Source organism: Maribacter sp. 1_MG-2023, from assembly GCF_030547005.1.
GTDB lineage: Bacteria > Bacteroidota > Bacteroidia > Flavobacteriales > Flavobacteriaceae > Maribacter.
In genome coordinates, this window is the sequence record NZ_JAUOPN010000003.1 from 1 (window position 1) to 12,853 (window position 12,853).

Here is a 12,853-nt window from a genome sequence, read left to right on the forward strand (position 1 = left end):
TTTTCATCGTGACAGTTTGAATTTAAAGTTAGTAAATTCGAATTATGAACTGTCCTATTTTTAGGGAAGCCTACATTTTTAGGGAAGCCTACAATAGAACTAAACTAGTTCAACAAATTAAAAAGCCTTTCTTATAATAGAATATTAAAAAATGTCTGATTTAGATTATTATAAAATTTGAAGTGCTATTCACTAGTAATAATATAAATCAGGCTCTTTTCCGACAGATAAGTTGATACAATAAACGCCAAAACATTCAAAGTTCTTAACTTTATAGTACTAACCACGAGAAGGGAGTTATGATAAAACATCATCTTAAAATTTTAGCGATACCTGTATTACTATTCATTTTCACAGGGTGCAAAGACAAAAAATCAAATACCAATACTACAGCAGATACTGAAGTAACTATTTTGGTAAAGAAAGAGAATTTTTTATCTGGCGGATTGGTCGAACCGATTTCTATTGTTAGCAGAGAACTCTCTGATGGTTCAACCGCAGACTGTTATAAAATAGTTGTGACCTCAACCCCTACCGATCACGAAATGGGACCATGGTGCCCCGGTAATATTTCTGATGATGCTTCTGCTGGTGGTATCTGGTTAGAAGGTGGTAAAGTCTATGATGTAGATGGCGAATTTGTAAAAAACCTTAGTACATTTTATGATGACGATACGTGGATGATGTACAATAGCGAAACTGGCGAAATTACCAAAACGAGTTCTAAGCAAGAATGTGAAGATGCTGCCAACCCTAATGTTGGCGAAGAATATGAGAATTTTTGTGTGGAATGCCTACCATCTTATATAGGTGATATTACGCACACCTATTACATACCTATTACTCCTAAAAAAGCGGCTAAACCATATGCCTTTTCAAACGGACCTGGTGGCGGACCAGATGATGGACATGAAAGACCAGGAGCACCACCAAATGGCGGACCAGAAGGTCATGGTGGACCAAATGGGAATTCTACAATGCCTTCTAATAGAGGTTTGGCATTTAATGGTGTTATTTTTAACGCTCCCGCTCCCGTAGATGCTATTTTAGGTGCGTATACCTTAGCTCCTTTTGATGATGCTGGCGGACATATAAATTTAAACGAAGGATATCACTACCATGCTGCTACTGGTGTTTCTAAAAAAATTGAGCAGTCAGACAACCATGCTGCTATGATCGGTTATGCTTTTGATGGATATGGCATTTTCGGAAATACTGATGCAGAAGGTAAAGCCTATACTGACCTAGATGACTCTCGTGGTCATTATGATGAAATTAGAGGATATCATTATCATGTAGATAATGCCGGTAACAATAATTTTATTGATGGCTTACGTGGTGAATATGCTTTGTAAAAACACTACTTTAAAAATTATATTTTTCAGTTTGCTATGGGTAAGTACTAGTGCATTAGCCCATAGTCCTGATTTTTATAATATCATTATTTCTAAAACTGAAAATGGACAAATTGTTTTACAACTAAACAGTTCATTGACAGCTTTTCAACAAGAGGTAAATTATGTTAATGGAGAAGGTGCTTATAAATCTCCCGAAGAATTTCAAGATTTAGTCCTTCAACTTTTTAAGTCTAGATTCTCTCTTATTCTTAACAACAATGACACACTTAGGTTCAAGAACTCTAAAGTGTTTTTAGGTCATGAAACCAAGATAGTTACCGAAATTATAGGTATTCCAAAAGATATTAAATCCATTCATCTGAAAAATAAAATATTCAAAGGCCTACACAATAGTCAAACTGTTGTTATCTTTTTATTAGATGGATTTCCTAAAGATAAATTCACTTTACAGCGCGATAATCAACACGAACTAAACCTTACATTAAAAGAAGGAAAATGGGAAGTGCCAATAGGCAAAAGAGATGATACACCCTTAAAGTATTTACCCTTTCTGATTACTTTAATAATTGGTGGTTTTCTACTTTTTGTTTCCAGAAAATAAAATATCGTAAGAAAAAACCGAATACAGCAGTTTATATCGTTTTAGTAATCGTTATAATCGGTCTTATATTTCAATTTATGGAAATGAGAGTCTTTGGAGAGGATCCCATACCTGAAATTACCCAATATAATCAACTGTTTTTTTGGACCGGAATTCTTGTTTGGGCTCTTGGATATATGAAACAAGAAACTGTAAAAAAAAAGGATAGCGAAAATGACCTATGAACTAAACAACAATCTAACGGGTCTGCTTGCGTTGAACTACCACTATAAAACCAACAAACCTTTCGCTACCCTTTTTAAAAATATAAACTTCTTTATTTGAATAGACGAATTGAAGATTCTTTCAAATTCAATTTAGCCGGTTGCGGAAATTCTGCATGAACTATCAATACATTTTCATGATGTTGCTCTAACTCACTCAACACCTTTCTGTTCAATAATAAAATGGTTGAATGACCGTAATGGTCTAATTTATCAAGAATGGTTTTTCCGTTAAATTCACACACCCAATGTGTTTCTGACATATTTTCTTCGTAAAACAACTCTAAAGTTGGCACTTGATAATAATCATGCTCACCAATACCTTCTAAATCAAAAACCACACGAAGTAATCCGCCTTCCAAAGAGGCTCCCTCACTAGAAATACCTAATTGTTCAAAAGACAATTTACCAGAAGTTGGTTCATTAAATTTTACTTTTATCTCTCCTTGATTTATCTCTACTTTGCTCATCTACGTTTGTTTTTATGATATCACCAAAGCTAGATAACAACGTAGATTAATACTATGACATTTATCAGGATTGACAAATCAATACATCTTATATAATACAGTTACAATAATACCATGTTCATCTACGACTTTTAAAAGTTCGCGTTGCTCTACAACTTTCAAATTAAATGGTGCCAACAAAAGATTGATACCACTTTGCTTTTTTAAACGAGTACCTTGACCTGAGATAATATCTACATTAGGTGTAAAATCTTTATTAGGAAGATGTTCTGTTACTATTACATACTTGTAATTAACAAGCTTAGCCGCAACCTGCTTTACCTCATCATTAGAGATATGCTGTAAGACTTGACGAAGAATAGCACAATCTGTTTTAGGCAATGTGTCTTTAGCGATATCTAAACATTGAAATTCTAAATTCGTTACTATGTATTTTTCTCTGTTTCGTTCCATCAGTTCTGGAACAATATCTACAGCTATATAGTTCTTTGTGTACCGCACTAATTCTTTACCTACATTAAAATCTCCGCATCCTAAATCACATACTGAAATAGGGTTTTCAAAGGACGTTAAAAAAGCAATTAATGTATCGATATAAGGTTTTACAATTTCTGGTTTATGAGAACCTTCACCAGAGTAAAAATCTGCAGTACCACTACCCCACAGTTTCTTCTCATAGACCTGCTGCATGGCATCTTTGGTAGGCCATGGTTTTTTATTACGTATTGATTTATTATCTTTTTTATCCACCGGGACTCCTATTAAAAAAAACACGCCATAAACATTCGTTTATGGCGTGTTAATATACTTTAAAATAGATGAATTCTAATTATTTCTGGGTTGCTATCCAAGCTTTTACCCTGCGCTCTAATAAATTTAAAGGTAAAGCACCGCCACCAAGAATAGTATCATGAAAGCCCTTAATATCAAATTTATCGCCTAACTCGGTCTCCGCCATTCTACGCAATTCTTGAATTTTAAGCATTCCTATTTTATAAGAGGTTGCTTGCCCTGGCATTACCATATAACGCTGAACCTCTGCTACAATAGCACCTTGAGAGATAGAAGAATTCTCGATAAAATATTTGATTGCATCGGCTTCTGTCCATCCTTTGGCATGTAAACCTGTATCTACTACCAAACGAATAGCCCTCCAAATTTCATTTACCAAACGACCAAAATCGTAATATGGATTCTGATATCCGCCCATTTCTTTCGCCAATGCTTCTGAGTATAGACCCCAACCTTCGCTGTAGACACTAAAACCTGCCTGAGTTCTAAACTTAGGTACCGCCTCTAACTCTTGTGCTATAGAAATTTGCATGTGGTGCCCTGGGTTACCTTCATGATACGCAACACCTTCCATCGTAGTTTTCGGCATCGCATTCATATCAGATAAATGCACATAATACGTGCCTTTTCTAGATCCATCTGGCGTACCTGCAGAATAATGCTGTGGCGCACCATCTTGCTCACGAAAAGCCTCTACCCTTTTTACCTGCAACTTTGCTTTTGGCAAAATACCAAAGTAGTCTGGTAACTTTTTCGTTAAATCATCTAAGTACTTTGTCGACTCATCTAAATACCCCTGTCTACCTTCGTCTGTATTCGGGAAAAAGAATTGTGGGTCTGTATTTACAAACTTGAAAAAAGCATTTAAATCGCCATCAAAGCCTACCTTTTCTTTAATCGCCATCATCTCTCCCTTTATTCTTGCTACCTCGGCGAGCCCTATATCATGAATTTCGTCTGCAGTCATTCCGGTTGTTGTGAACACTTTTAGTCTATAGTTATAAAAGTCTTTTCCGTTCTCATGGCGGCTTACTCCCGTTGGGGTTTCTTCGGCGTTATATATTTCAGTTTCTAGCCAAGCTAAAAGCTTTTCATAAGAAGGTTTAAAATATTCCCTAAGTACCTGCTCTGATTGCTCTTTCAATGAAGCAGCTTCCTCTGCTGTTATTTTTTCGGATGCAACCAGCGCATCGATTTTACCAGACATATCATTTAATAGCGGTGTACCATCGCTTAATGATTTGGTTTGAGCGATAACCGTGGTAAATGCAAATTTAGGAGGAAGATTACCTGCCGCAGCTTGATCTTTTGCTCTTTCCACCAATTGATCAATACCTCTAGATGCCTCTTTTACTCTAGAGATATAAGCGTTCATATCTGACAGACTATCGACCTTATGAAAATTGATCAAATAACTTGGTAAACGTGTATGCATACCGCGCATTTGATCAAAAACGTAATCTAAATTCTCAAAAGTGGCACCTTCTTTTAATGTTTCGTATTGATAAACCCATAAATCGTAAGACGTTTTATCGGCATCGTTTAGCTTATCGTAATCGAATTTCTCTTTTAATTCGTTGGTAGTTTCTGTATACCACGCCAACTCTTTCTCTTCAGCTGCCTTACTTAAATCATCAATTTTATCATATTGGTCTTTTCGACCTTGAGCGGTCAACCCTAACGGACTCATTTGTAACTTCTCTTCGTACTTATCATCGAACCATTTGTTCAAGGCCACAGTTTGGTCTACCTCAACCTTTGGTTCTTCTTTACAAGAAGAAAGTAGCAGAAAAGCTATGGAAAAGCTTGTTGCAATGCTCGTAGAAATAATTTTTTTCATGATAATTGAATTTGGATTTAGTTTGTTATAATTCTGCCATTATAGTTTATAACTGATCAGCAGTCGTGGAAGAATTAAAGATACTGATTTTGATTATATACATTCTTCTTTTATGATTAACGCTTAAGGTTTTTTTACATCAAAGAATTCAACTATTTTTCTAGATTGTTTAAACTAACAATCTAGAATTACCTCTTTAAACTATAAAAACATATTTTCACTAACTTAAGATACTTATAAAAGCATAAAATTTACAATACTATAGTCTTATCAATGGAACAAATAAAAATAATATTCTTTCTCTTAGCATCATTCTTTGGTATAGAAGAGAGTAAAATTGCAGCAGACAAAAACACGGTAACCGTTTACCCAAAAGACCATAAAATAGAGATTGTTCAAGAACATCTTTTTACCATCATACAAACTGAAAAAGACACTGCTCTTACCTTGGCACAATGGGAGCAATTAGTAAATTGGAAAGAAAACAAACTACCATGGGCTAAAGAACTAGAAAACTTTACCAACAAAGATGTGACGATTGAAAATAACGAAGGGACTATAGCACCACGTATTTCTTTTAATTATACTGACGAAAATGATTTACGCGCCTTGGGTATTTGGTATGACAAAGAGAAAAATCAATATTCAATTAATAATGTACCAAGAGAGCATACCACTAGCGAAAACGGTAAATTAGAAGGTAATTATTGGATTTTTGATGGAGGCAGTACATTTAGCTTTACTAATGAGGCTTTTGTTGACTTACCTAATGAGTATAAAAAATTAAAACTTCCGATTACTGAAATCTCAAAGGACTAAATTTCAAATTATGGACTTACAGAAAAATAAAAAAAATGCCATTGCTTTTTACAAAACAGCTTATTTAGGGCAACCAAAACTGGCTATAGAGAAATATGTAGGTAACGAATATATTCAGCACAACCCAGCAGTAGCGAACGGCACACAAGGCTTCATCGATTACTTTGAACGTATGCAAAAAGAATACCCACAGAAATCTATTGAATTTGTGCGCAGTATTGCAGAAGGTGACCTAGTCGCCTTACACACGCACCAAACATGGCCTGGTAACGACCAATATATTACTATGGATTTTTTTAGGTTTGATGACAACGGTAAAATTTGCGAACACTGGGATTCTATTCAGCAAATACCCGAAAAGTCTGAGAACCCTAATACCATGTATTAATTTTAATATCAACTAACAGCAACACTCATGCAAAACATAAATATTCAAGGTATAAACTGGGACGCCAAGTCCTCTTTTCAACAAGGTCCGGCGAAAGCTCCTAACTTAATCAGAAAAGCACTGTACAGCGATTCTATGAATCTATGTACCGAATTTGGGGTATCCATAGAAAATGATGCCATAACCGATAAAGGTGATTTTACCATAAATGAGTATTTTGATATTACAGACATTACCAGAAAGAATATTGAATCTGGCGCTAAACTACTTTCATTAGGCGGTGATCATTCGGTTACCTTCCCTATAATAAAAGCCTTTCATGAGCACTACCCAAAGCTAGATATCCTACATATTGATGCCCATGCAGATCTGTACCATGACTATGAAGGCGACCCGTATTCTCACGCATGCCCCTTTGCACGCATTATGGAAAACGGTTTTGCAGTAAAACTGGTTCAAATTGGTATAAGAACTTTGAATCCGCATCAGGCTGCACAGGCAAAAAAGTACAATGTAGACGTTCATGAAATGCGAAACCTTGACCTAAATAACATTCCTAAATTTAAAAACCCGTTGTATATAAGCTTAGACATGGATGGCTTTGACCCTGCCTTTGCTCCAGGGGTTTCTCATCACGAGCCAGGCGGACTCTCATCTCGTCAAGTTTTAGATTTAATTCATAGCATTGATACCGAAATAGTAGGTGCTGATATTGTAGAATATAACCCTGATCGCGATTTTCACGACATGACTGCTTATTTGGCTGCAAAAATGATGAAAGAACTTATTGGTAAAATGATGGAACGTTAAAACATATTTCAATAAAAACCATTAAATTGACCTGTTACTAAACCCAAACCCCTAATGCCGTTTTCCTTTAAAAATTTTTTGAAACTCCATAAGGTTTCCTTGATATTGGCGGTATTGAGTTTTGTATTCTATTACACCTTTGCATATCACTTGCAGAGAACAGATTTCATAAAGCTGCTTACACTCTTTGTTGCACTTTTCTTTTTCTGTTTTAAACTTATACAGTTCGAAAAGCTCAACTTTAGATTTCTACTGGGTATAGGCGTAATTTTTAGGCTTATTTTTCTTTGTATAGAACCTAATCTATCTCAAGATTTTTATCGTTTTATTTGGGATGGTCACTTGGTATCTAGCGGTGCCAACCCCTATTTACACACACCAGATCAGTTAATGAAAAACATGGTATCTATGATACCAAATGCCAATACTCTTTATGAAGGTATGGGTAGTTTAAGTGCACGCCATTATAGTAATTACCCACCTTTAAATCAGCTTCTATTTGCCCTTGCAGCGCTTATCGGCGGCAAAAGTATGTTCGGCTCGTTAGTAGTTATGAGGGCTATAATTATATTGGCCGATATTGGTATTTTTTATTTTGGCAGAAAGCTGCTGAAAAACTTGAACAGATCTCCGCATTTAATATTCTGGTATTTTTTAAATCCGCTTGTAATTGTAGAGCTTACCGGCAACCTTCATTTCGAAGGTGTTATGCTATTTTTCTTTATTCTAGCTATGTTTCTTTTATCAATAGATAAATGGAAAACTGCAGGTATAGTTATAGCTTGTTCTATTTCAATAAAACTCGTACCCCTATTATTTTTACCACTTTTCTTTAAGTACTTAGGATGGAAAAAAAGCATCATTTTCTATGCTATCATCGGCATAACCTCTATTGTTCTTTTTCTACCATTTGATACTCCAGAATTTATAGACAACTATTCTAAAACCCTGAAACTTTGGTTCTCTAATTTTGAATTCAATGCTAGCATCTATAATATCGCTAAAAAAACTGCCATACATTTTGAAGCAAAACCGTGGGAGTTTATTAAAGAATATGGCAAAATCACCCCGTTACTTACCATAGCCACCGTAGGGCTATTTACATTTTTACCAAAAAAATATGATCTAAACAGGGTACTCTGGTCAATGATGTGGGTATTGACTATCTACTACTTTATGTCTACAACGGTGCACCCTTGGTACGCCATTTTTCTGGTATTACTTTCTATTTTTACCACGTATAGATACACTATCATTTGGTCTGCCGCTATTGTACTGAGCTACTTCGCTTATTCTCAGGCAGATTTTAAAGAAAACCTCTGGCTTCTTGCCATTGAGTATATTTCAGTGTACAGCTTCATTATTTATGAAATTATTGCACATAATAACAAAAAATGAAGTTTTTGTAAAAATTATACTATGTGTGATGTCAAATAAATATAATTTGTACATTTACCCCGTAATGAACGAAATAAACTACTTTCTAAATAGTACCGTGAGCACAGTTGCTCTTGCGCGTCCGTTCACATCTCGCCGTCGCCGCCCGTAAGGGTAAGATATAATTATGGAATTAGGTGAGTCCATTTCCGCACAACAAATCAAAACTTTTTTTACACTTTTAAATCTAACTGGCAATGAACTTAATTGTTGCTAACGAATCACATTTTAAATACGCTCAGGATATTTGCGATACTATAGCCGATTCTGCTAAAGTTCGCGGTACGGGTATTGCGAAACGTACTCCAGAATACATCCAGAGAAAACTTTCTAACGGCAATGCTATTTTAGCTTTGGACGGAGAGAAATTTGCTGGCTTCTGTTACATTGAAGTTTGGGGACACGAGAAATTTGTTGCCAACTCCGGACTAATAGTGCACCCAGACTACAGAGGTCAGGGACTTGCCAAGAGAATAAAAGCTAAGATTTTTGACCTTAGTAGAGAGAAATTTCCAGATGCTAAAATATTTGGAATCACTACTGGTTTAGCAGTTATGAAAATCAATAATGACCTTGGTTATAAACCTGTAACATTCTCTGAACTTACAGATGACCCAGAATTCTGGAAAGGTTGCCAAACCTGCAAAAACTTCGATATTCTTACGAGAACAGAACAGAAAATGTGCTTATGCACAGGTATGCTCTATGATGGTACGACTAAGAAAAAAACCGAAGAGTCAAAAGAAATGAACGGCAAGGCTTTTACAAGATTAAAAAGTATTAAAGAGAGTTTGTTTCTCAAAAAGAAGTAACAAGTATAGAATATAGAATAATAAAAATATGAGCTGAATGCTGAAGGTTTTCAACCTTTTTTCTAACATCTCTTTTCTAAACACTATCAAACAAAACAATAATTACCCGGCATCACCGGATTTGAACATATTACAATGAAAAAATTAGTACTAGCATACAGCGGCGGATTAGACACATCTTATTGCGCTAAACATTTATCAAAAGACAAAGGGTTTGAAGTTCATGCAGTAAGTGTAAATACTGGCGGATTTTCTTCGGATGAAATAAAAGAAATCGAGAAAAAAGCGATTGAATTAGGTGCAACATCATATACATCAATCGATGCCGTACAGACCTTTTATGACAAAGTAGTGAAGTACCTTATTTTTGGTAATGTACTAAAAAATAATACCTACCCACTTTCTGTTAGTGCAGAACGTATTGTACAGGCTATTGAGATTGTAAACTACGCTAAAAAAGTAGGTGCTGGTTATATTGCTCACGGTAGTACAGGCGCTGGTAACGACCAAGTTCGTTTCGATATGATTTTTCAAATCATTGCACCAGAAATCGAAATCATCACTCCTATTAGAGATAATAAATTAGCAAGAGAAGAAGAGATTACATACCTAAAAGAAAACGGAGTAGATTACCCTTGGGAAAAAGCAAAATACTCTATCAACAGAGGACTTTGGGGAACTTCAGTTGGCGGCGAAGAAACCTTGACTTCTGATAAGGCCTTGCCAGATAATGCATACCCTAGCCAGTTACAAGAAAAGAACCCTGCGGACGTAAAACTGACTTTCGCAAAAGGAGAGCTAATTGCTATTGATGGAATAAAAGATACTCCCGTTGCTAATATTGAAAAGTTAGAAGCGTTAGCCTCAAAATATGCTATTGGTAGAGATATTCATGTAGGCGATACTATTATAGGCACTAAGGGAAGAGTTGGTTTTGAAGCTCCTGCCTCATTAATTATTATAAAAGCACACCACTTATTAGAGAAGCATACGCTTACAAAGTGGCAACAATATCAAAAAGAACAACAAGGTAATTTCTACGGTATGTTATTGCATGAAGGTAACTACCTAGATCCTGTAATGAGAAATATAGAAACTTTCTTGACCGACACCCAAAAAACGGTTTCAGGAGATGTTTTTGTTGGCTTATATCCTTTTCAGTTTAGATTACACGGTATTTCATCTAAACATGATTTAATGACAGATGCTTTCGGTAAATACGGTGAAGTCAATAAAGGTTGGACTGCAGATGATGCTAAAGGCTTTATAAAAATTCTATCAAATTCTGGTAAAATATATAACCATGTTAATGGGGATAATTAGGAGTTAGGAGTTAGGGAAAAATAGTATTAAGTAATGAGTACAAAGTATTAAGTAAAAAGATTAAAAGTGTTAATCAAGTACTTCGTACTAATTACATAAAATAAAATTATGATTAAAGCAGGTATTATTGGCGGTTCTGGTTATACAGGTGGGGAACTTATTCGAATTCTATTGAACCATCCGGCAACGGAAATAGATTTTGTTTTCAGTACTACTAGAGCAGGTAAAAAGGTAACTACGGCACACCCAGATTTACTAGGTACTACAGACCTTAAATTTACAGGTGATGTAAATTTAGATGTGAATGTTGTTTTTCTATGTTTAGGGCATGGTAACTCTACGGCTTTTTTAAAGGAACATAGCTTTTCTACTGATACTATTATCATCGATTTAAGTAATGATTTCAGACTTGATGCCGATGCTGATTTTGAAGGAAAGCACTTTGTATACGGATTACCTGAATTGAACAAAAGCAACATAGAGAACGCAAAATACATCGCCAACCCTGGTTGTTTTGCCACTGCTATTCAACTAGCGTTGCTGCCATTAGCAAAAGCAAATCTACTGGAAAATGAAGTACATATAAATGCCGTAACTGGCAGTACAGGAGCAGGTGTTAGTCCGTCTGCAACTTCTCACTTTTCATGGAGAAATAATAATGTAAGCTGGTACAAGCCTTTTACCCATCAACATTTAGGTGAAATTAACGAAAGTTTGCATTCACTTCAAAAGAATACGGGCAACTTATTTTTCATGCCCAATAGAGGGAATTTCACTCGTGGAATTTTAGCGACTTCTTATACCAAATTTGAAGGCAGGTTAGAAGATGCCAAAAAAATCTATCAAGAGTTTTATAAAGACGCCATGTTTACCCAAATTTCTGATGAACCTATCAACCTGAAACAGGTGGTAAACACCAATCAATGTCATATTCATTTACATAAACACGATGATATTTTATTGATTACATCAGCAATTGACAACCTTTTAAAAGGTGCATCTGGGCAAGCGGTTCAGAATATGAATTTAATTTTTGGATTAGAAGAAAATTTAGGCTTGAACCTAAAAGCAGGTGTCTTTTAGAAACAATGTAAAAAGTACTATGCAATTGGTACAAGAAAAATATAAAACATGAAAATAGCGATTATAGGTGCAGGTAATTTAGGACTTTCTATAGCAAACGGAATTCTAAAAAGTAATGGTGCCACTAGCATGTACCTTACTAAAAGAGACATCAAATCTATTGCTGATTTTGAAAAATTTGACAAGGTTACCGTTACAAACGATAATCGTTTGGCGGTACAAAATTCAGACATTCTAATATTTGCGGTACAACCCGTTCATTTTGCTGCAATCTTAGAAAGTGTAAAAGATTTATTGACCGAAAATCATGTGATTATATCTACGATAACCGGTTTCGGAATCGAAAAAATAGAGGCAGTTATAGGTAAGGATAATTACATTGTTAGAAGTATGCCAAATACAGCAATCTCAGTTGGTAAATCTATGACCTGTATTTGTAGTAATGAAAAAGGGAAAAAACGTATAGATCTCACAAAGGCAATTTTCAACAGAATGGGACATTCTATGGAAATACCTGAAAGTCAAATGCAAGCTGCAACAGTTATTTGCGCAAGCGGTGTAGCTTTTTGGATGCGTCTAATTCGTGCAACCACGCAAGGTGCCATACAATTAGGTTTTGATGCCAAAGAGGCTCAAGAACTAGCCATGCATACTTGTAATGGTGCTGCAAGCTTATTAATAGATTCTGGCAATCACCCTGAAGAAGAAATAGATCGCGTAACTACACCAATGGGCTGTACCATAACCGGTCTAAATGAAATGGAGCACCAAGGTTTAAGCTCTTCTTTAATACGCGGCATTATCGCCTCTTACGATAAGATTACTGAATTTAAGACGAAGTAATACAAACCAATTCA

General features: G+C 35.5%; 14 protein-coding genes. 11 read left to right on the forward strand and 3 right to left on the reverse strand.

Going from position 1 to position 12,853, the window contains the following annotated elements:
- Positions 1-299: 299 nt before the first annotated feature.
- From Q4500_RS04590 to Q4500_RS04600, 3 genes are all read left to right on the forward strand, one after another.
- A complete protein-coding gene (locus Q4500_RS04590; RefSeq protein WP_303598555.1) occupies positions 300-1,355 on the forward strand; it encodes a YHYH protein in 1,056 nt (351 codons plus the stop codon).
- Positions 1,345-1,959: a hypothetical protein gene (locus tag Q4500_RS04595; protein ID WP_303598556.1), complete on the forward strand. Its 615-nt coding sequence runs from the start codon at positions 1,345-1,347 to the stop codon at positions 1,957-1,959. Before Q4500_RS04590 ends, Q4500_RS04595 begins: the two co-directional genes overlap by 11 nt.
- Positions 1,960-2,036: 77 nt before the next feature.
- The gene (locus Q4500_RS04600) at positions 2,037-2,183 is read left to right on the forward strand and encodes a hypothetical protein (protein ID WP_303598557.1); all 147 of its coding nucleotides are present in this window, start codon (positions 2,037-2,039) and stop codon (positions 2,181-2,183) included.
- A gap of 92 nt (positions 2,184-2,275) precedes the next feature.
- Here the strand turns inward: Q4500_RS04600 and Q4500_RS04605 are convergent, their stop codons facing one another.
- The 3 genes from Q4500_RS04605 to Q4500_RS04615 all read right to left on the reverse strand — a co-directional run bounded on the left by Q4500_RS04605 (position 2,276) and on the right by Q4500_RS04615 (position 5,324).
- A complete protein-coding gene (locus Q4500_RS04605) occupies positions 2,276-2,692 on the reverse strand; it encodes a hypothetical protein (protein WP_303598558.1) in 417 nt (138 codons plus the stop codon).
- Between the two features lie 78 nt (positions 2,693-2,770).
- Complete coding sequence (locus Q4500_RS04610) at positions 2,771-3,442, reverse strand: class I SAM-dependent methyltransferase (protein ID WP_303598559.1); 672 nt, start codon at positions 3,440-3,442, stop codon at positions 2,771-2,773.
- Between the two features lie 79 nt (positions 3,443-3,521).
- Positions 3,522-5,324, reverse strand: coding sequence for a DUF885 family protein (locus tag Q4500_RS04615; RefSeq protein ID WP_303598560.1), 1,803 nt, complete (start codon positions 5,322-5,324; stop codon positions 3,522-3,524).
- Positions 5,325-5,597: 273 nt separating this feature from the next.
- On the opposite strand from Q4500_RS04615, the gene Q4500_RS04620 reads away from it, so the two are divergent.
- The 8 genes from Q4500_RS04620 (at position 5,598) to proC (ending at position 12,839) form a co-directional block, all read left to right on the forward strand.
- Complete coding sequence (locus Q4500_RS04620; protein ID WP_303598561.1) at positions 5,598-6,143, forward strand: hypothetical protein; 546 nt, start codon at positions 5,598-5,600, stop codon at positions 6,141-6,143.
- Positions 6,144-6,153: 10 nt separating this feature from the next.
- Entirely contained in the window at positions 6,154-6,531 is a 378-nt protein-coding gene (locus tag Q4500_RS04625; RefSeq protein WP_303598562.1) for an ester cyclase, read from the forward strand.
- Between the two features lie 27 nt (positions 6,532-6,558).
- Positions 6,559-7,341, forward strand: a complete 783-nt coding sequence (gene speB, locus Q4500_RS04630; protein WP_303598563.1) for an agmatinase — start codon at positions 6,559-6,561, stop codon at positions 7,339-7,341.
- Positions 7,342-7,419: 78 nt separating this feature from the next.
- The gene (locus Q4500_RS04635; protein ID WP_368389724.1) at positions 7,420-8,739 is read left to right on the forward strand and encodes a mannosyltransferase; all 1,320 of its coding nucleotides are present in this window, start codon (positions 7,420-7,422) and stop codon (positions 8,737-8,739) included.
- A 236-nt stretch (positions 8,740-8,975) separates the two neighbouring features.
- The gene (locus Q4500_RS04640) at positions 8,976-9,590 is read left to right on the forward strand and encodes a GNAT family N-acetyltransferase (RefSeq protein ID WP_303598565.1); all 615 of its coding nucleotides are present in this window, start codon (positions 8,976-8,978) and stop codon (positions 9,588-9,590) included.
- A gap of 135 nt (positions 9,591-9,725) precedes the next feature.
- Entirely contained in the window at positions 9,726-10,913 is a 1,188-nt protein-coding gene (locus Q4500_RS04645; protein ID WP_303598566.1) for an argininosuccinate synthase, read from the forward strand.
- A 108-nt stretch (positions 10,914-11,021) separates the two neighbouring features.
- Positions 11,022-11,996, forward strand: coding sequence for an N-acetyl-gamma-glutamyl-phosphate reductase (gene argC / locus Q4500_RS04650; protein ID WP_303598567.1), 975 nt, complete (start codon positions 11,022-11,024; stop codon positions 11,994-11,996).
- A gap of 48 nt (positions 11,997-12,044) precedes the next feature.
- Positions 12,045-12,839, forward strand: coding sequence for a pyrroline-5-carboxylate reductase (gene proC / locus Q4500_RS04655; RefSeq protein WP_299322289.1), 795 nt, complete (start codon positions 12,045-12,047; stop codon positions 12,837-12,839).
- Positions 12,840-12,853: the final 14 nt, after the last annotated feature.